General features: G+C 70.3%; 19 protein-coding genes. 12 read left to right on the top strand and 7 right to left on the bottom strand.

Translation table 11 applies throughout. From position 1 onward, the window contains the following. Window positions 1-109: 109 nt before the first annotated feature. Complete coding sequence (gene rpsT / locus OHB44_RS27180) at window positions 110-376, bottom strand: 30S ribosomal protein S20 (RefSeq protein ID WP_030491765.1); 267 nt, start codon at window positions 374-376, stop codon at window positions 110-112. Window positions 377-627: 251 nt separating this feature from the next. Continuing rightward, entirely contained in the window at window positions 628-1,614 is a 987-nt protein-coding gene (locus OHB44_RS27175) for a phosphotransferase family protein (protein ID WP_330438637.1), read from the bottom strand. A gap of 61 nt (window positions 1,615-1,675) precedes the next feature. Between OHB44_RS27175 and OHB44_RS27170 the strand changes: the two genes are divergently transcribed. The 9 genes from OHB44_RS27170 to OHB44_RS27130 all read left to right on the top strand — a co-directional run bounded on the left by OHB44_RS27170 (window position 1,676) and on the right by OHB44_RS27130 (window position 10,838). Then, window positions 1,676-2,212, top strand: coding sequence for a DUF4240 domain-containing protein (locus OHB44_RS27170; protein ID WP_266304651.1), 537 nt, complete (start codon window positions 1,676-1,678; stop codon window positions 2,210-2,212). Window positions 2,213-2,328: 116 nt separating this feature from the next. Then, window positions 2,329-4,206, top strand: a complete 1,878-nt coding sequence (gene lepA / locus OHB44_RS27165; RefSeq protein WP_266304652.1) for a translation elongation factor 4 — start codon at window positions 2,329-2,331, stop codon at window positions 4,204-4,206. 341 nt (window positions 4,207-4,547) lie between these two features. Further along, a complete protein-coding gene (locus tag OHB44_RS27160; RefSeq protein ID WP_091409827.1) occupies window positions 4,548-4,832 on the top strand; it encodes a GlsB/YeaQ/YmgE family stress response membrane protein in 285 nt (94 codons plus the stop codon). 312 nt (window positions 4,833-5,144) lie between these two features. Continuing rightward, complete coding sequence (locus OHB44_RS27155) at window positions 5,145-5,429, top strand: GlsB/YeaQ/YmgE family stress response membrane protein (RefSeq protein WP_091410004.1); 285 nt, start codon at window positions 5,145-5,147, stop codon at window positions 5,427-5,429. Between the two features lie 251 nt (window positions 5,430-5,680). Further along, a complete protein-coding gene (locus OHB44_RS27150; RefSeq protein WP_330438627.1) occupies window positions 5,681-6,967 on the top strand; it encodes a sugar ABC transporter substrate-binding protein in 1,287 nt (428 codons plus the stop codon). Further along, complete coding sequence (locus tag OHB44_RS27145) at window positions 6,964-7,950, top strand: carbohydrate ABC transporter permease (RefSeq protein ID WP_266304654.1); 987 nt, start codon at window positions 6,964-6,966, stop codon at window positions 7,948-7,950. Before OHB44_RS27150 ends, OHB44_RS27145 begins: the two co-directional genes overlap by 4 nt. Continuing rightward, complete coding sequence (locus OHB44_RS27140; protein ID WP_238678492.1) at window positions 7,947-8,777, top strand: carbohydrate ABC transporter permease; 831 nt, start codon at window positions 7,947-7,949, stop codon at window positions 8,775-8,777. The genes OHB44_RS27145 and OHB44_RS27140 overlap by 4 nt, the downstream gene beginning before the upstream one ends. Before the next feature lie 52 nt (window positions 8,778-8,829). Further along, complete coding sequence (locus OHB44_RS27135; RefSeq protein WP_330438622.1) at window positions 8,830-9,471, top strand: MOSC domain-containing protein; 642 nt, start codon at window positions 8,830-8,832, stop codon at window positions 9,469-9,471. Window positions 9,472-9,644: 173 nt separating this feature from the next. Continuing rightward, complete coding sequence (locus OHB44_RS27130) at window positions 9,645-10,838, top strand: low temperature requirement protein A (RefSeq protein ID WP_330438621.1); 1,194 nt, start codon at window positions 9,645-9,647, stop codon at window positions 10,836-10,838. 25 nt (window positions 10,839-10,863) lie between these two features. On the opposite strand, the gene OHB44_RS27125 is transcribed toward OHB44_RS27130, so the two are convergent. The 3 genes from OHB44_RS27125 to OHB44_RS27115 form a co-directional block, all read right to left on the bottom strand. Continuing rightward, window positions 10,864-12,051: a low temperature requirement protein A gene (locus OHB44_RS27125; protein WP_330438619.1), complete on the bottom strand. Its 1,188-nt coding sequence runs from the start codon at window positions 12,049-12,051 to the stop codon at window positions 10,864-10,866. Window positions 12,052-12,235: 184 nt separating this feature from the next. Continuing rightward, window positions 12,236-13,138, bottom strand: coding sequence for a phytanoyl-CoA dioxygenase family protein (locus tag OHB44_RS27120; protein ID WP_266304658.1), 903 nt, complete (start codon window positions 13,136-13,138; stop codon window positions 12,236-12,238). Window positions 13,139-13,359: 221 nt separating this feature from the next. After that, window positions 13,360-14,160, bottom strand: coding sequence for a hypothetical protein (locus OHB44_RS27115; protein WP_442932715.1), 801 nt, complete (start codon window positions 14,158-14,160; stop codon window positions 13,360-13,362). A gap of 383 nt (window positions 14,161-14,543) precedes the next feature. Here OHB44_RS27115 and OHB44_RS27110 point away from each other — a divergent pair, with 383 nt between their 5' ends. Further along, a complete protein-coding gene (locus OHB44_RS27110; protein WP_266304660.1) occupies window positions 14,544-15,308 on the top strand; it encodes an SDR family NAD(P)-dependent oxidoreductase in 765 nt (254 codons plus the stop codon). Between the two features lie 47 nt (window positions 15,309-15,355). Here the strand turns inward: OHB44_RS27110 and OHB44_RS27105 are convergent, their stop codons facing one another. Next, entirely contained in the window at window positions 15,356-16,144 is a 789-nt protein-coding gene (locus tag OHB44_RS27105) for an enoyl-CoA hydratase-related protein (RefSeq protein ID WP_091410000.1), read from the bottom strand. Window positions 16,145-16,163: 19 nt separating this feature from the next. On the opposite strand from OHB44_RS27105, the gene hemW reads away from it, so the two are divergent. Next, a complete protein-coding gene (gene hemW / locus OHB44_RS27100; protein ID WP_266305286.1) occupies window positions 16,164-17,387 on the top strand; it encodes a radical SAM family heme chaperone HemW in 1,224 nt (407 codons plus the stop codon). 67 nt (window positions 17,388-17,454) lie between these two features. On the opposite strand, the gene OHB44_RS27095 is transcribed toward hemW, so the two are convergent. Continuing rightward, window positions 17,455-18,081: a DUF4870 domain-containing protein gene (locus OHB44_RS27095; RefSeq protein ID WP_266304662.1), complete on the bottom strand. Its 627-nt coding sequence runs from the start codon at window positions 18,079-18,081 to the stop codon at window positions 17,455-17,457. A gap of 225 nt (window positions 18,082-18,306) precedes the next feature. Here OHB44_RS27095 and hrcA point away from each other — a divergent pair, with 225 nt between their 5' ends. After that, window positions 18,307-19,329 (top strand): heat-inducible transcriptional repressor HrcA, encoded by a 1,023-nt coding sequence (gene hrcA, locus OHB44_RS27090; protein WP_091409786.1) that lies wholly within the window; start codon window positions 18,307-18,309, stop codon window positions 19,327-19,329. The last annotated feature ends 9 nt before the right edge of the window (window positions 19,330-19,338 follow it).

The raw sequence follows: 19,338 nt of genomic DNA, 5'->3' as shown, positions 1-19,338 counted from the left end.
CGGCCGGCCGCACGGAACGGCCGGCCGCACGGAACGACCGGCCTCTGGACACACGGAAACCCCGGGCCTGGGGCCCGGGGTTTTCCGAATCAGTCTGACGGTGAAGTCGTCAGGCGGAGAGCGACACCACGCGCTTCGCGATCGCGGACTTGCGGTTCGCGGCCTGGTTGGAGTGGATCACGCCCTTGCTGACGGCCTTGTCCAGCTTGCGCGAGGCGTCCAGCATGAGCGCGGTCGCCTTCTCGACGTCACCGGCCTCGGCAGCCTCGTGGAACTTCCGGACGGCGGTCTTCAGCGACGACTTGACCGACTTGTTGCGCAGCCGGGCCTTCTCGTTCTGCCGGTTGCGCTTGATCTGGGACTTGATGTTCGCCACGCGACAGCCTCGTCTTGATAGCTCGGGTTGGTCAGCTTATTGCGCGTGATGACGAACGTGCGTCATCGCTGCGCGAAGAGCCAGGTTACCAGGTCGCCCGGGACGAGCCAAAACGGCTCGGCCTTCGCGCGACGGACCCGGCCCGTCGGCGACCAGGTTACGCCCTCGAACACGGCGGCGGCCCACCGCCAGCCCTGGCGGCAGGCCGGTACGCGTGACCGGGAGTCCAGGCCGCTTCAGGCTGGTCAGCGTCACCGCCAGCCCTGGCGGCGGGCCAGCCAGTCGAGTGACTGCTCGCCGCTCCACCGCTGGTGGGCGGGCAGGTGCGGCGAGGCCGTCGGCGGTGCCGCCGCAGCGCCGGTCAGGTAGTAGCCGGCCAACGCGGCCAGCGTCGCGTCCAGCGCGTCCGGGGGCGCGCCGGCGGTGGCCGGGTGCGTGGCGAAGAGCCGGTCCGCGTCGAGCCCGCTGGCGTACGCGGTGAGCAGCAGACCGGCCAGGTCGAACCAGGCCGGCCCGGAGCAGACCCAGGTCCAGTCGCAGAACCAGGCTCGGCCGTCCGGGCCGATCAGCACGTTGTCGACCCGCAGGTCGCCGTGGATCAGGCCGGTCGCGCCGGCGGCGTACCGGGGGAGGAGGGACTCCAGTTCCACCAGCTCGGGCAGCCGGCCCACCAGCGGCGCGGGCAGTGGTGGGGTCGGTTCCCGACCGGCGGCGACCTCCTCCCACCAGAGGATGTCCGACCGGGCCAGGTCGGCCAGGTGCGGCAGGCCGAGCGCGGTCAGCTCGGCCGGCGGGTCGGCCAGGGCGGCGGCGATCCGCGCGTACCCGGCGAGAGTGGCGTCCAACTCGGCGGGCACCCAGGGCAGGTGCGGGGTGTGCCCGTCGACCGCGTCGGTGCAGAGCACGAACCAGCCGGCCGCGGAGAGGGTCCACCGGGGGCGGGGCGCCGGCAGATCGGCCGGCAGCCGGTCGAGGATCGCTGCCTCTCGGGCGTACCAGTCGACCAGATGCGGTTGCTCGGCGGCGGGTGCGGCCTTGACGAAGGCCCGACCACCGTCGGCGGTGTCGAGCACGGCGGCGAACCCGCGGGTGAAGCCCGCGCCCGCGACCCGGGCGGTGACCACCGGCGCGCCGAGCCGCTCGGCTATCGCGGCCCGCAGCGCCGCCGGTAACGCCGGCCACGACGGGCGCAGGGCACTCGCGTGGTACGGCACCGGGGGCAGCAGGGGAGGGGACATCCCACCATGCTGCCCCGGGGTACGTGCGCGACGCACGGCGACACTGCCAGACTGCCAAGCCATGAGGACCGAGGACTTCTGGCAGCTGATCGACGAGGCGCGGGCCGGCGGCGGGGGTGAGCCCGGCCCGGTCGCCGCGCGGGCCGTGGCGTTGCTCGCCGAGCGCGACCCCGAGGACATCATCGGGTACGCGCGGCACCAGACCCGGGTGCTGGCCGCCTCGCACAAGGCGGATCTGTGGGGCGCGGCGTACCTGATCAACGGTGGTGCCTCGGCTGAGGGCTTCGAACACTTCCGGGGCTGGCTGATGACCCAGGGTCGGGCCGTCTTCGCCCGCGCGGTCGCCGAACCGGACTCGCTGGCCGAGTTGCCCCAGGTGCGGGCGGCCTCCCTCAGCGGCGAGGAGTTCTCCGCCGAGCAGATGCTCTCGGTGCCGTGGGACGCGTACCGCAAGGCCACCGCCACCGAGTTGCCGGCGGACCGCGACCCGGTGCGGACGCCGGATCTCAACGACTTCTGGGACTTCGACGACGAGGACGAGGCGCGTCGCCGGCTGCCCCGGCTGGCCGCGCTCTTCGTCGAGCCGCCGATGGAGTGAGGGGTCCTCGGGCCGTTCCATCGCCCGCGCAGTGGGCGCACCCCGGCGGCGTGGGAACATAGAGGGGGTCGGCGGCGCGCCGGCCTGTTCACGTCAGCCGACCAGAACGGACCGCTGTGCCACCGAAGCTCGATCCCGGCGCGAACGCCCCTGGTTCCACCGACCCCGGTCGCATCCGGAACTTCGGCATCATCGCCCACATCGACCACGGGAAGTCGACCCTGGCCGACCGGATGTTGCAGCTCACCGGTGTGGTCGACCCCCGGCAGATGCGCGCCCAGTACCTGGACCGGATGGACATCGAGCGCGAGCGCGGCATCACGATCAAGAGCCAGGCCGTTCGCATGCCGTGGACCATCCGTGAGGGTGAGCGGGCTGGCGAGCACGCGGTGCTCAACATGATCGACACCCCGGGGCACGTGGACTTCACCTACGAGGTGTCCCGGTCGCTGGCTGCCTGCGAGGGTGCCGTGCTGCTGGTCGACGCCGCGCAGGGCATCGAGGCGCAGACCCTGGCCAACCTCTACCTGGCTCTCGAGAACGACCTGCGCATCATCCCGGTGCTCAACAAGATCGACCTGCCGGCCGCGCAGCCGGAGAAGTACGCCGAGGAGCTTGCTCACCTCATCGGCGGTGACCCCGCCGACTGCATCCGGGTCTCCGGCAAGACCGGCGAGGGCGTTCCGTACCTGCTCGACGAGATCGTTCGGCAGTTCATCCCACCGGTCGGTGACGCCGTCGCGCCCGCCCGGGCGATGATCTTCGATTCGGTGTACGACGTGTACCGCGGCGTCGTCACGTACGTCCGGGTCATCGACGGCCGGATCAGCGCCCGCGACCGGATCAAGATGATGTCCACCGGCGCCGTGCACGAGTTGCTGGAGATCGGCGTCATCTCGCCCGAGATGGTCAAGGCCGAGGCGCTCGGCGTCGGCGAGGTCGGTTACCTGATCACCGGTGTGAAGGACGTCCGGCAGTCCCGGGTCGGTGACACGGTCACCATCAACAGCCGGCCGGCGGCCGAGGCGTTGGGTGGTTACAAGGACCCGAAGCCGATGGTCTACTCCGGCCTCTATCCGATCGACGGGTCCGACTACCCCAACCTGCGTGAGGCGTTGGACAAGCTCAAGCTCAACGACGCCGCCCTGGACTACGAGCCGGAGACCTCCGGCGCGCTCGGCTTCGGCTTCCGTTGCGGCTTCCTCGGCCTGCTCCACCTGGAGATCATCCGGGAGCGGCTGGAGCGCGAGTACAACCTCGACCTGATCTCCACCGCGCCGAACGTCGTCTACCGGGCGATCACTGACGACGGCGAGGAGATCGTCGTCACCAACCCGAGCGAGTACCCGACCGGCAAGATCGCCGAGGTGTACGAGCCGGTCGTCCGGGCCACAGTGTTGACGCCAAACGACTACGTGGGCGCCGTGATGGAGCTCTGCCAGGGCCGGCGCGGCACCCTGCTCGGCATGGACTACCTCTCCGCCGACCGGGTGGAGCTGCGCTACACGCTGCCCCTGGCGGAGATCATCTACGACTTCTTCGACCAGTTGAAGAGCCGCACCAAGGGCTACGCCTCACTCGACTACGAGCCCTCCGGCGAGCAGGCGTCCGAGCTGGTGAAGGTGGACATCCTGCTGCACGGCGAGCCGGTGGACGCGTTCAGCGCCATCGTGCACAAGGACAAGGCGTACAACTACGGCGTCACCATCGCCGCCAAGCTGCGCACCCTGATCCCGCGTCAGCAGTTCGAGGTGCCGATCCAGGCTGCCATCGGCAGCCGGGTCATCGCCCGGGAGACCATCCGGGCGATCCGCAAGGACGTGCTCGCCAAGTGCTACGGCGGCGACATCAGCCGTAAGCGCAAGCTGTTGGAGAAGCAGAAGGAAGGCAAGAAGCGGATGAAGATGGTCGGCCGGGTCGAGGTGCCGCAGGAGGCCTTCATCGCCGCCCTCTCCTCCGACTCCGGCGACGGCAAGGCCGCCGGCAAGAAGTAGTTAGCGCCGCCGTACGCGCCCGGGTGCCACCCGCACCCGGGCGCGTCGCGTTTCCGAGAGCATCGCGTGCCTCGCTCGCCCTGGTGCCTCCGGCGCCAGCGTGCCCGAACGTCGTCGCGGAAAACTTTTCTGCCGTTGTGTTGTGGGGCCGACGGGTCGACGAGATGGGCTCCGACCTGTGTGGACGTCCTCGCGCGTCAACCGACGCACCTCCGGAACATCGACGTCTGACGTTGCCGAATGAGGTGAGTCGGTTTGGGCTTTCGGTGGGTCGGGCATTTAGCCGTCACGACAGGAAGCACACAACTCGTGTGTCAGACATTCTTTGAAGGAGGGCGACCGTGGAGTTCACCGTGTGGGGCATCATCACTGCGATCGTTGTTGGTCTCATCGTCGGCGCGCTCGGCCGCCTGGTCGTCCCGGGCCGGCAGAACATGCCGATCTGGCTGCACATGCTGATCGGTATCGGCGCGGCCCTTCTGGGCACCGTCCTGGCGCGGGCCATCGGCATCGCGACCGAGACGAGCGGTATCGACTGGGGCGAGCTGCTGGTGCAGGTAGTGGTGGCCGCGATCGCTGTCGCGCTGGTGGCCGGTGTGGGTGGCCGCCGCCGCGTGACCCGGTAACACCACAGCACCAACTCGTACCACCGCGACACCTCCGATGGGCGCCCGACCGACAGGTCGGGCGCCCATCGGCGTTCTGCCCGCCGCGAGGGCCGTCGCCGGTTCCGCTCGACGTCTCCGGCGGCTGGACCACGGTGATCGGCCCGTGCCCGCGACCGGCGGGTAGGCCCTCGGTGGAACCTGCTCTTGTCGACCAAGTCGTGATCGTTTGGTGAGTGAAGTCGGTTTGGAATTTCGGTGGGTAGGGCAATTAACGGTCACGACAGGAAGCACACGCACCGTGTGTCAGACATTCTTTGAAGGAGGGTGGCCGTGGAGCTCACCGTGTGGGGCATCATCACTGCGATCGTTGTTGGTCTCATCGTCGGCGCGCTCGGCCGCCTGGTCGTCCCGGGCCGGCAGAACATGCCGATCTGGCTGCACCTGCTGATCGGTGTCGGCGCCGCGCTGCTGGGCACCGTCCTGGCGCGGGCCATCGGCATCGCGACCGAGACGAGCGGTATCGACTGGGCCGAGCTGCTGGTCCAGGTCGTGGTGGCCGCGATCGCTGTCGCGCTGGTGGCCGGTGTGGGTCGCCGCCGCAGCGTCACCCGATAACGACCCGGCATCATCTGGCGACACAGCACCACCGCTAGGACAGCACTACCCGAAAGAGCGCCCGGCCGAGAGCCGGGCGCTCTTTCGTGCGGGAAGGCCCGACTTTGGCTGGATGTGGGAGTGCCTGTCGTCGGGCCGCTGCGGTACGGTCGCCACGTTTCGGCCAGTCCCGCCCACTGTCGTAAAGGAATTCTCCGTACTAGGGTGCGGCGGAGAAGGTTAGTTCCAACCGGCGCGAGGGGAGAAGTGGCGTGAACAGGTGGAAGCGGTTGGCCCCGGTCACCGCCATGGTGGCCTCGGCCGCGATGGTGCTGGCCGGCTGTGGAGGCTCCAGCGACGACGCGGCTGACGACAGCAAGCTCACGGTCTGGATGATGGGCGAGGGCGGCGACGCGCAGAACTCCTTCCTCGACGGGGTCGAGGCCGAGTTCCGCCAGAAGCACCCCGACACCGATGTGGTCGTGCAGTACATTCCCTGGCTGGAGGCGCCCAAGAAGTTCCAGGCGGCGCTCGCCGGTGGTGAGGGGCCGGACATCACCGAGCTCGGCAACACCGAGACTCAGGGCTGGGCCGCCCAGGAGGCGCTCGCCGACGTGAGTGGCCGGATGGGCGGCTGGGCCGACGGCAAGGATCTGCTGCCCGACCTGGTGCGCAACGCTCAGCTCGACGGCAAGCAGTACGGCGTGCCCTGGTACGCCGGTGTGCGCGCCATCTACTACCGCACCGACTGGTTCGCCGAGGCCGGCGTACAGCCCCCGAAGAACTGGGACGAGCTGGTCACGGTGGCCAAGGCCGTGCAGGCGAAGAAGAAGGGCACCTACGGCATCGCCCTGCCCGGCAACTCCGAGCTGCCCTTCTACTCCTTCCTCTGGGGCGCCGGCGGCGAGATCGCCAGCAACCAGGGCGGCACCTGGAAGTCCGGCTACACCACCCCCGAGGCGCAGCGGGCCGTCAAGTTCTGGACCGACCTGGTGACCGTGCACAAGGTCGCCCCGCCGGCGGCGGCGGGTTGGAACGAGATCGACGCGCGTACCCAGTTCGCCACCGGCAAGGCCGCGATGGCCTTCGCCGGCAGCTGGCAGCAGGGCGCCATCAAGAAGGACAACCCCGAGATCGAGAAGGTCTGGGGTACGTTCCCGATCCCCGGCCCGGACGGCACGGCGGCACCCGGTTTCGCGGGCGGCTCGGACGTGGCGATCTGGAAGGACAGCCAGCGGCAGGACCTGGCCTGGGACTACCTGACCGTGCTGCTGAACAAGAAGAACGCGCAGAGCTTCGCGAGCAGCCTCGGCTTCTTCCCGGTCTACAAGGACCTGGTCGCCGGTGACGCGTACGCGAACGACAAGGTGATGGCGTCGTTCGCCACCACCATGCAGAACACCAAGCTCACGCCGCTCACCCCGAAGTGGGTGGAGGTCAGCCGGACGAAGACGGTGACCCAGGCGATGAACAGCTCGGTCATGAAGGGTCAGAAGACGGTCGAGAAGGCTACCGCCGACGCGGCCGGTGAGATGGAAGGCATTTTGAACAGCAAGTGATCTCACAGACCACAAGCCCGGAGACGGCCGCCGCGCGGGAGACCCCAGCGCGGCGGCGTCGCCGGGTGGACCGCCTGCCCTACCTGCTGCTCCTGCCCGCCCTGCTGATCATCGGGGTGCTGCTGCTCTGGCCGCTCGGCCAGGTGGTGGTGATGTCCTTCTACCGGCTGAACAGCGTCCGGCAACTGCGCGGCGACCGGGAGTGGCCGTGGGTGGGGCTCGGCAACTACGTCGACATCCTCTCCGACCCGTTCTTCCTGACCGTGCTGCGCAACACCGTTCTGTTCGCCGCGGCCAACGTGCTGCTCACCATGGTGCTCGGCACCCTGGTGGGGCTGCTGCTCAACCGGCTCGGTCGCAAGATGGCCACGTTCGTGGCCAGCTGCGTGATGCTCGCCTGGGCGACCCCGGCGCTGACCGGCACCATCGTCTGGAAGTGGATTTTCGACGACACCAGTGGCCTCGTCACGTGGCTGTTCAACGCGTTGCCGGACGGGCTCTCGAACAGCCTGTTCGGTCGCAGCGACTGGACCGGCTACGGCTGGTTCAACTCGCCGCTGCTCTTCTTCTCCATCCTCACCCTGGTGGTGGTCTGGCACTCGTTCCCGTTCATCGCGGTGAGCGTGCTGGCCGGTCTCAAGAGCGTGCCGAGTGAGCTGCACGAGGCGGCCCGGGTGGACGGCGCCAGCCCGTGGCGGGTCTTCTGGAAGATCACTTTCCCGTTGCTGCGCCCGGTCTTCGGGATCCTGATCGTGCTCTCCACGATCTGGGACTTCAAGGTCTTCACCCAGCAGTTCGTGCTGGCCGGCGGCACCCAGGACCGGCCGACGTTCATGCTCGCCATCTACTCGTACGCCGAAGCCTTCTCCCCGCCGCCCAAGTACGGGCTCGGCGCGGCCATCGCGGTGATCCTCACGCTGATCCTGCTCGTGGTCACCGGCTTCTACGTACGGATGGTGCTCAGGCAGGAGGACGAGTCGTGAAGAAAATCGCCCTCAACGGCGCCGGGCTGCTGGTCGCGCTCTTCGCGGCGTTCCCGGTCTACTGGATGATCTCCACCTCGCTGAAGCCGAGCAACGAGATCTTCTCGGCCACCCCGCAGCCGGTGCCGACTCACCCGACGTTGGCGCACTACCGGGAGATCCTGACCGGCAACCTGATCCCCGGCGTCAGCTTCCTCGACTTCTTCCTCAACAGCGCGCTGGTAGCCGTCTCCACCGTGGTGCTCAGCGGTCTGGTGGCGTTGCTCGCCGCGACCGCTGTGGCCCGGTTCCGCTTCAAGCTGCGGACCAGCTTCCTGATCATGCTGCTGGTGGTGCAGATGATCCCGCTGGAGGCGTTGGTCATCCCGCTGTTCCTGATGATCCAGCGGCTCGGGCTCTACAACACCCTGCCCAGCCTGATCCTCACGTACCTCGGCTTCTCGCTGCCGTTCGCGGTCTGGATGCTGCGCGGCTTCGTCGCCGCGGTGCCCAAGGAATTGGAGGAGGCGGCGGCGATCGACGGGGCCAGCCGGGCCCAGATCTTCCGCCGGGTGCTCTTCCCGCTGGTAGCGCCCGGCCTGGTGGCCACCAGCATCTTCTCCTTCATCACCGCGTGGAACGAGCTGATCTTCGCGTTGACGTTCATCAACGACCAGGGCAGCTACACGCTTCCGGTGGCGATGACCTTCTTCTTCGGTCGGGACGACACCAACTGGGGGCCGGTGATGGCCGCGTCCACCCTGTTCACCCTGCCGGTCATCATCTTCTTCCTGCTGGTGCAACGTCGGATGGTCTCCGGCCTGGTGGCCGGCGCCGTCAAGGGCTGACCCCGCTCCGCGTGGGCCGACGTCGGTGCTGACCGCCACTAGGCTGGCGTTCATGACGGGCAGGGTGGCAGCGGTGAACCTCGGCATCGTGACCGAGGCTGGGTGGGCCAGCGACGCGAGCGGTCGCAGCGGCATCGACAAGCGGCCGGTCGACGTCCCGGTGTCGCTGCTCACCGGCGGCCTGGCGGGCGACTTCATCGCCGAGCGACCCCAGCACGGCGGCCCGGACCAGGCGGTCTACGCGTACGCGGAGGAGGACGCCGCCTGGTGGGTGGCCGAACTGGGCCGCGCCATACCGCCCGGCGGCTTCGGCGAGAACCTGACCACCTACGCGGTCGACGTGACGGGTGCGGTGATCGGCGAGCAGTGGCAGGTCGGCTCCGCCCTGCTGCAGGTCACCAAGCCGCGTACGCCCTGCACCACGTTCGCCGGGTTCTGGGGCGTACCGGATCTGATCAAGCGGTTCACCGTCCGGGCATCGCCCGGGGCCTACCTGCGGGTGCTGCGCGAGGGGGAGGTCGGCGCGGGTGACCCGGTCGAGGTGGTGGACCGCCCGGCGCACGGGGTGACCATCGGCGAGGTGTTCCGGGCGACCAGCCTGGAACCGGAGTTGCTGCCCCGGCTGCTCGACGCCGAGGATCTGCCGGCGTCGATCCGGGAGAAGGCCCGCCGCCGCCTCGCCGCCCGGGGCTGACCGACCCCGACGGCATCCGCCGCGACGCCGCGACGAGCACCGGCGGCGTCGGCCGCGACGAGCACCGGCGGGCCCGGCGAATCCGACCCGGAAGAACCCGATGACCGGTCCAGCGCCGGACTTGCCCGTATTGTCCCCACGGAGGGCGTGCGGCGGGGACCGGGTGGAGCGCGATGTCGATGGCGACGGACGGTGGTGCCGCAGGGGCGTCACCCCCCGATCCGGGCCTGGAGCGTCCGGCGTTCCTGGAGCTGTTCTTCGACCTCGTCTACGTTTTCGCGCTGGTCACCTTGGCGACGGTGCTGGCCGAGAACCTGACCTGGGCGGGCGTCGCAGAGACGCTGGTGCTGCTGCTCGGGTTCACGATGATCTGGGCGCTGACGGTGTGGACGGCGGACAGCGTCGACCTGACCCGCCCGGCTGGGCAGGGGCTGTTCATCTGGGTGGCGGCGGCCAGCCTGCTGTTGGCCGCGCTCGCGGCCGATGCGTACGGCGATCACCGGCTGCTCTTCGCCACCACGTACGTGGTCATCCACCTCAGTACCGCGGCCTACTACATCCTTGTCGTCTCGCTCAGGAGGCCGCCGCGTCGCAGCATCCGGATCCTGATCTGGGAGGCCGTCGCCGGCGTCGGCTGGATCGGCGGGGCGCTCGTCGGCGGTTCGGGGCAGTTGGCGATCTGGGTGCTCGCTGTCATCGTCGAGTACGGCGCAGCGGCGTTGGGCTGGCCGGTGCCCGGGATCGGCCGCTCACGACCGCGCGACTGGCGGCTGGCCGGCGCGCGGGTGGCCGAGCGTTACCGGCAGTTCGTCATCGTCGCGCTCGGTGTCTCGATCTTCGTGACCGGCACGACCTTCAGCATGAGCGAGTACACGATGGAGCGAGCCTGGGCTCTCCTCGTGGTGTTCACCACCATCGTGTTGATGTGGCGGATCTACATCTACCGCGCCGGTGAGCTGCTGACCGACGCGATCGCCCGGTCGTCCTATCCGGCGCTGCTCACCCAGTCCGCCGCGGTCACCCATTTGATCATGGTGGCCGGAATCGTCGGCGCGGCGGTCACCAGCCGGCTCGTGGTGAGCCGCCCGTTGGGCGAGACCCCGCCCTCGTGGGCCGCGGTGATCCTCGGCGGACCCGCGTTGTACCTGGTCGGCCGGGGCGTCCTCGACTTCACAGTGTTCGGGCGGATCTCACGGTCCCGGGTGGCCGGGCTGGTGCTGCTGGCGTGCGTGGCGCCGGCCACGCCCCTGCTGCCGCCGGTGCTGATCGCCCTGCTCGCCATGGCGGTGCTGCTCCTGATCGCCGTGGCGAACCTGGTGAGCACCCGGCGACACGCGCGTACACCGGCACCGCCGATGCTGCGGTGACTCTGTCCGGGTCGCCGGCGGCGCTTCATCGCGATGGCGCGGCGGCCCCGACCAGGCGGCTACGCGCGGCCATCCCCTCGCCGACAAGGGTGACCAGGAGGACCAGGTTGGCCAGCACCAGGGCGGCCAGCGGCGGAAGCAGGAGTGTGGCGGGCGCCATCAGGGCACACAACACCACGATCGCCAGCACTCGGGACCAGAGGGTCCGGCCGGTCACCACCGCGTCGAACAGGACGCTGCCGAGCAGGAACAGAACCGGTCCGCCGAGGGTGGCGACCATCAGCTCGGCCGGGGCGCTACCGAACGGCCGGTCGATGACCAGCGAGGTGCTGGTCGAGACCAACACCACCCCGGCGACCATGACCAGATGGCTGTACGAGGTGGAGGTGCCGGAGCGGACGCGTTCCACAGTCGCGACGCTCGGTGGTGCCAGGATCCGCTGGACCCGCTGGAAGTAGAGCTGGAACAGCAGAACCGCGCTGACGAACGCGACAGCGCCGGTAGCCACCGCGCCGGCAGTGAATCCGCTGCCGGCCAGCCCCGTGCCGGTGCTCAGGATCAACTCGCCGAGCGCGACGATGAAGATCGCCCGGTGCCGCTCGGAGAGGTGCACCCCGGTGAAGATCTGGCTGGTGAGCTCGGTACGCCCCAGTCTCGGCGTCGGCCAACCGATCCGGGCGGAGCCGAGGTCGACAGCCACCGCGAGCGACCAGAGCACCAGTCGGGCGGTCTCGTCCGCGAACACCCCGGCCACCCAGGGCGTCACTGTGACGCCGAACCAGAAGAACACCCGGATGCTCCTGGCCTGGATCGGTCGGTTCACCCGGGTGCCGGGGATCAGGACGGCGTCGCGGACCAGGTGAATGGCGAAGTAGGCCGCTACGAAGAGCCAGCCGTACCGACCGAAGGCGTACGGAGTCGCGATCGCCATCAGCAGGGTGCCGAGCATGACCAGCAGGGTGGTCGCCTGGATGATCGGAAGTCGGGGGTTGAACAGGTCGGTGAGCCACGCGGTCAGCACCCAGACCCACCAGGCGGCCAGCAGCAGGACGGCGGTCTGCGCCGCGCCCCGGATGGTCAGGTCCTCGGCAAGGCTGGCAGCGAGCCGGGAGAACATGAAGATGTAGACGAGGTCGAAGAAGAGTTCCAGGAAGGTCGGGTATTGCGGCTCGCCGCGGCGGCGGAGGATCCGGGGGAGCGGAGCGGATGTCACTGCGCTGCCTCCTGTGCCACCCCACGCCCTGGGCACCACGCCCCGACCTGCGCACCCGCCACGCTACCGACAGGGCGGTTCCCGGTGGCCGGAACGGGCTCGGCCCGAGCGGTCGGTCCGCGGACGTGCAACGGCCCCCTGTCAACGCTGGGCGTCGGCAGGGGGCCGTCCTACGAGCAGTGGATCAGCGGAGCCAGGGGATGTTGCGGTCGAGCAGACCGCGCTCCTTGAGCTCCTTACGCAGCGGGATCTCGTCGTCGACGTACCCGTCCCAGTTGATGCCCCAGTAGTTGGCGGTGTGGGTGCCCTCACCGATCAGCTGGCGCTGAACGGGGGTGCGGTTGCGGTACCACTCGCCGTCCACGTCGGGGTGCAGCTCGTCCAGGGGACGGATCCACCGGTAGGTGTACCCGACGAAGAGCATCTTGCGGGTGATGGTCGACAGGTTCGTCGACCGCGAGTGCCACTGCCGGCGGTCGAAGATGAAGGCGTCGCCCGGGTTGGCGGTGATCTCCACCGTGCCCTCCGGGTCGGGGTTCTGCACGGTGAGGTCCGCCGGCCGGGGCAGCGAGTTCTTCAGGTGGCTGCCCGGGATGACCTTGGTGGCGCCGCGGCCGGTCTCGGAGAGGTCCGACAGGACGTACGCGACCTTCAGCGAGAACATCGGCCGGGGCAGGTTCGGGTCCATCGTCTCCGGGTCGGAGTTCTGCCGGTACCCGTCCTGGTGCCAACCCCAGTACGGCTTCTCCGGCTCGGCGGCCGGCGGGGTGACGTCCAGGTGGTTGTGGTGGGTGTAGATGTTCCAGCCGGCCAGCCCCCACATGTACGGGAAGGCGACCGGGTGGGTCAGCAGCTCACCGAAGAGCTCGTCGCGCTCCAGGAAGCCCAGCAGGTGCAGGGTGCCGTCCTTCTTGGTGGTGCCCTTGGCCTGCTCCTCCGCGTAGACGCGGTCGACCGCCGCCTCCAGCGCCGCCCGGTGGTCCTCCGTCAGGACGTTGCGCAGCAGGAGGAAGCCCTGCTCGTGGAACTCCTTGCGGTCAGTGTCGCTGATCGGTTCGTAACCGGTCCGGTCGCCGTAATCGAACACCGCGTCGTACCCCTCCCCATGAGGTGAAACCTTTTCTGGCACAGGCCGCCGATCGTAACGCGGCGGTCCAGGCCTCGGGGAGGGTGTCGTGCGGGATTGGGCCACGGCGGGACCCCACGCAGCGAGAGAATCGCACAGAGTGAGATCCGAGTGATCAATAGTGCGATTAGGTGCGCTTTGCCCGATTGTGCGGTGACTGCCGGTTAAGAGATCCGGGTCGATCAGCCCTCGTTGAACACCTCGGCCACCACCTGGCCGGCGGGGTTCTGCCGGCCGTCCACCCGGCCCCACGAGCCGTCGCGGGCGGTCCACTCCAGGTCGCCGAAGCGAACCCGCTTCACGCCGTGGTCCTGGGCGTGCGAGACCAGCCAGTGCGCGTACCGCCAGCCGTCGCGCTGGTCGCCCGGAGTCACCGCCAACCCGGTCGGGTCGGTCGGGTCGGTGCCCTTCAGCCCCCAGTCCAGCACCAGGTTGCGGGTCAGTTGCGCGGCCGCCGCCGCCCCGTGCATCGCCGGGGTGCGCCCCACCGAGCAGGCGACAGCGCCGCTGGCGTCGCCGAGCAGGGCCCGGCTGAGGACCTCGGAGTCGTCGGCCCACTTCTGGTACGCCTCGGGGAACGCCGAGCGCTGCACCCGCTGGGCGGCGTCGGTGACCCGCATCTCCTCCCAGCCGCGCACCTTCTTCAGGGCCGCGTAGAACCGGTTGGCCGCGTAACGCGGGTCGCGGATCTGCGCCGGAGTGCCCCAGCCCTGGCTTGGCCGCTGCTGGAACAGGCCGACCGAGTCGCGGTCGCCGGCGGCGAGGTTGCGCAGCCCGGACTCCTGGTACGCGGTGGCGAGCGCGACCACGACGGCCCGCTCGGGCATTCCGCGCTTCGCGCCGATCGCCGCGATGGTCGCCGCGTTGGCCATCTGGTCGGCGTCCAGCGCGACCCGTCCGTCGGCCTGCACCGTGCACTTGCGTGCCATCAGTGGCAACGTCAGATTGTCGCCGACCTGCCGTACGACAAGCCAGATCGCGATCACGGCGATGAGGATGAGCGCCACTCCACCCGCCACGGTTGCCCGAGTTCGCACCCACACCCCCAGATCGACAGTTCGCCAAGCGTACGTCCCCGCCGGCCCTCCGCGGGTCGTCCGAGCGGTTCGGGCCCAGCCTGGCCGACTCCGACCGATTCGGGGCGGCTCCGCTGTCGCGTACCGGTTGGCGACGTTCCCGCTCAGCTCGCGATCTCACCTGCCGCGTCGTTGCGGCATCAGCCCGTGGTGCAGGGGTGTCGCGCGCATCACCGGGTAAGCGATATCGGGAAGCGATTGACCGGTCAAGGACTTGAGTCGGTTGACATGTCAATCCGACCTACCGCCGCATAGCCGGACGTGTTGGTCGCCGAACGAGGAGGATTTCCATGGGAACGCTCGATGGCAAGGTCGTGCTGATCACCGGCACCGGCGGTGGTCTGGGGCGCGTCGCGGCACTGACCTTCGCCCGCGAGGGCGCGAAGGTCGTCGGGGCCGACCTCCAGGTCGCCGGTAACGACGAGACTGTCGAACTCGTCCGCAGCGCCGGCGGCGAGATGACCGGCATCGCGCCGGTCGACCTCACCGACCCCGAGCAGGTACGCAAGCTCGTCGACGACGCCGCAGCCGCCTACGGCGGGCTCGACGTGGTCTACAACAACGCAGCCGCGCTCCGCTTCGGCCCGATGCCCGACTTCTCCGTGGAGGACTGGCGCTACACCATCACCGGGGAACTCGACATTCCGTACTTCGTGTCGAAGTTCGCCTGGCCGCACCTGGTCCGGCGCGGTGGCGGCGTCATCATCAGCGCCGCCTCCATGGCCGGGCTGATCGGCGGCCACGTCCCGCCGATGGTCGGTCACACCGCCGCGAACGCCGGCATCATCGGCATGACGCGACAGCTCGCGCTCGAAGGCGCGCCCCACGGCATCCGCGCGGTGGCGATCAGCCCCGGGCCCACACTCACTCCGGCCAGCGAACGCGACCTCGGTGACAACCAGGAGGCGCGGGACGCCATCACCGCCAAGACGCTCCTCAAGCGCTTCGCGCGCCCCGAGGAGGTCGTCGAGCTGGTGGTCTTCCTCGCGTCCGACCGGGCGTCGTACATCACCGGGGCGAACTACCCGGTCGACGGCGGCGCGACCGCCTGGTGACCCGGCAGGAAACGGGGCGCCGCCGAACGACGGCGGCGCCCCGATCGTCAGTCGTCGAGAGCGGGCACCCAGCGCGCCGGTCGCTTCTCGCGGAACGCCATGACCCCCTCACGCCCCTCGTCCGACAGGAAGTAACCGGTCGAGACGGCGGAGAGCCGGGCCAGATCGGCGCGCAGCTCGGCCGTACCCGGTCGGCGCAGCAGCTCCTTCGCGCCGGCCAGTGCCCCGGGCGCGCCGCGCACCAGCGAGTCGCAGTAGCCCCGTACCGCGTCGTCCAACCCGTCCGCCGGGACCGAGGCCGTCACCAGCCCGATCTCGGCGGCCCGGCGCCCGTCGAAGGTGTCGCCGGTCAGGTACAGCTCGGCGGCGGCGCGGGGGTGCAGCCGGGGCAACACGGTCGCCGAGATGACCGCCGGGATCACCCCGATGCGTACCTCGGTGAACGCGAACGTCGCCTCGTCGGCGCAGACCGCCAGGTCGGCGGCGGCGATCAGGCCCAGCCCACCGGCCCGCGCCGGCCCGCCGACCCGGGCCAGCACCGGCTTCGGGCACTCCCAGAGCGCCGCGAGCACGTCACCCAGCATCCCCGCCGGCACCGTCCCGCTGGCGTACGCCGCGGCGGTCTCCTTCAGGTCCGCGCCGGAGCAGAAGACCGGGCCGGTGTGGTCGAGCACGATCACGCGGACCGCCTCGTCGGCGACAGCATCCGCCAGCCCGGCCAGCAGTTGGGTCATCAGGCCGGTGGAGAGCGCGTTGCGGTTGTGCGGGCTGTCCAGGGTGAGGGTGGTCACCCCACGGGCCGTGGCGACCCGCACGAGGACGTCGGGAGAGGTCATGCCGGGCACACTAGTGGCCATGCCCGGCGTCCTTCCAGATGGTGAGACCGTCCCCGTCGACGGATCGTTGCCCGCCACCGCCACCACGGCGGTCGGCGCGCGCGGCTTCGGCGTGTACGTGCACGTCCCGTTCTGCGCCAGCCGCTGCGGATACTGCGACTTCAACACCTACACGGCGTCCGAGCTGGGCGGCGGCGCGAGCCGCGAGGGGTACGCGGACACGGTCCTGGCCGAGCTGAAGCTCGCCGGCCGGGTGCTCGGCGACACCCCGCCGCCCCGGGTCGACACCGTCTTCGTCGGCGGCGGCACGCCCACCCTGCTCCCCGCCGACGACCTGGCCCGCATTCTCGACGGCATCGACCGCACCTGGGGGCTGGCCGCCGACGCCGAAGTGACCACCGAGGCCAACCCCGAGTCGGTCACCCCGGAATCGTTGAAGCTGCTGCGGGCCGCCGGCTACACCCGGATCTCGCTGGGCATGCAGTCCGCCTCCCCGGGGGTGCTGGCGATCCTGGACCGCAAACACAGCGCCGGCCGGGCCACCGCCGCCGCCCTGGAGGCGCGCGACGCCGGGTTCGAGCACGTCAACCTGGACCTGATCTACGGCACCCCGGGGGAGCGGGCCGAGGACTTCGCCGCCTCGCTGGAGCAGGTGGTCGCCGCCGGGGTGGACCACGTCAGCGCGTACGCCCTGATCGTCGAGGACGGCACCCGGCTCGCCGCCCGGATGCGACGCGGCGAACTGGCGTACCCCAGTGACGACGTGGCCGCCGACCGCTACCTGGCCGCGGAGGCCGCGCTCGACGCGGCCGGGCTCTCCTGGTACGAGGTCTCCAACTGGGCCCGCACCGAGGAGGCCCGCTGCCGACACAACCTGCTCTACTGGACCGGCGCGGACTGGTGGGGGCTGGGGCCGGGGGCGCACAGCCACGTCGGTGGGGTGCGCTGGTGGAACGTGAAGCACCCCTCGGCGTACGCCCAGCGGTTGGCAGCCGGCGCGTCTCCCGGTCTGGCCCGGGAGGTGCTCACCGTCGACGAGGCGCACATGGAGGACGTGATGCTCCGGCTGCGGCTGGCCAGCGGCCTGCCGCTGGCGGTGCTCGACGCCACCGGCCGGGCCGGCGCCGAACGGGCGCTGGCCGGCGGTCTCCTGGCCGCCGACGAGTACGCCGCCGGCCGGGCGGTGCTCACACTGCGCGGGCGGCTGCTCGCCGACGCGGTGGTCCGCGACCTGCTGCCCTGACTCGCCCACCGCCCCCCGGACCGGGACAGCGGTGAACCGGGCCGGCCGGGGGAGCGGCCGGCCTGGTTCACTTGATGAAGTTGGCGGTCATCGGGTAGCGGTACGGGGTGCCCTCGTTGGCCTTGATGCCGGCGATGATCCCGAACAGGATCTGGATCACCACGACGGCGATGCTGGGCAGGAAGAGCAGGCACCAGCTCACGAAGAGCAGCACGAACGCGATGATCGACCAGAGGATCTGGAAGTTCAGGGCGGCGAGGGCGTGCGCCCGAACGGTCGGCGACTGCTGGCCGCGGGCCAGGTAGGCGATCAGCGGGGCGACGAAGCCGAGCGGACCAAAGCTGACCAGCGCGCCGAGCGCGCCGCCGAAGTGCGCGACCAGCGCCCAGGTCTTGTCCTCGTTGGTGGCGTAGCCGCCGCCGGGGCCGCCGTAGGCCCCACCGGCCGGGTAGCCGCCGGGCGGGGGATAGCCCCCCGCCGGGGGGTAGCCGCCTGCCGGAGGGTAGCCGCCTGACGGCGGTTGGTCACCGGTGGGCGGCGGATAGCCACCGGGCGGGGGATAGCCGGCCGGGCCGGGTGCCCCGGACAGTGGTGCGGTGGGCGGCTCGGCCGACGGGAACGGGCCTGGGGAGGTGGGCTCCGGCGGGTAGTTGCCGGGGTCGCCCGACCCGGGAGGGCGAGGAGGTTCAGTCATGGATGTCACGGTAGGTGCCAGTGGCAACGCCGCACCAGAGCGACACCGCCTGGCAGTGTGGGCCGATCGGCCTGACAGGGTGGTGTGGGCCGCACCGAAGGGTGGCCGTTGATCATCGCGTCGGCGGGCCTGCCGACGTAGACTGGCACTCGTTACAGTCGAGTGCCAGGACGGCCCGGCCGGCCCAGAGCGCCGGCGGCCGACGTGCGACAGGAGGTGCGGAGGATGGGTCTCGACGACCGGAAACTCGCAGTGCTCCGCGCCATCGTCGAAGACTACGTCTCCACCCAGGAGCCGGTCGGCAGCAAGGCGCTGGTCGAGCGGCACCAGCTCGGGGTCTCCCCGGCCACGGTCCGCAACGACATGGCCGTGCTGGAGGAGGAGGGCTACATCCGGCAGCCGCACACCAGCGCCGGCCGGGTGCCCACCGACCGTGGCTACCGCCTCTTCGTCGACCGGTTGTCCCGGGTCAAGCCGCTCAGCCCGGCCGAGCGCCGGGCCATCGAGCGCTTCCTGGTCGGCGCTGTCGACCTCGACGACGTGGTGCACCGCACGGTGCGGTTGCTCGCCCAGCTGACCCGGCAGGTCGCCGTCGTGCAGTACCCGAGCCTGGCCCGCTCCTCGGTGCGTCACCTGGAGCTGGTGCCGATCTCCACCACCCGGCTGATGCTCGTCATGATCGCCGACACCGGGCGGGTGGAGCAGCGCCTCGTCGAGCTGCCCGGGCCGGTGCCCGCCGACGACGTCACCGACCTGCGCCGACTGATCAACGAGAAGCTCGCCAACGCCCGGCTGTCCGAGACACCGCCGCTGGTGCAGGCGCTGGTCGAGGAAGCGCCGACCGGCCTGCGTCCGACAATGACCACGCTCGCCACAGTCCTGCTGGAGACGCTCGTCGAGCGGCACGAGGAGCGGATCGCGCTCGCCGGCACCGCGAACCTCACCCGGGGTGGCCTGCTCGACTTCCAGGGCTCCCTGCGGCCGATCCTCGAAGCTCTGGAGGAGGAGGTCGTGCTGCTCAAGCTCATCGGTGAGACCGAGCCGAGCACGACCCGGGTGCTGATCGGCGACGAGAACGAGTTCGACAACCTGCGCGCCGCCTCGGTGGTCAGCACCGGGTACGGCCCGGGCACCACGATCGTGGGCGGCCTGGGGGTGCTGGGGCCCACCCGGATGGACTACCCCGGCAACATCGCCACGGTGCGCGCCGTGGCACGCTACGTGGGCGAGTTGCTGGCCCAGAACTGATTGGTCAGG

Source organism: Micromonospora sp. NBC_00821 (assembly GCF_036347035.1).
Classification (GTDB): Bacteria; Actinomycetota; Actinomycetes; order Mycobacteriales; family Micromonosporaceae; genus Micromonospora; species Micromonospora hortensis.
The sequence above is the reverse complement of the archived record's forward strand: the minus strand, read 5'-3'. Positions and strand labels throughout refer to the sequence as shown.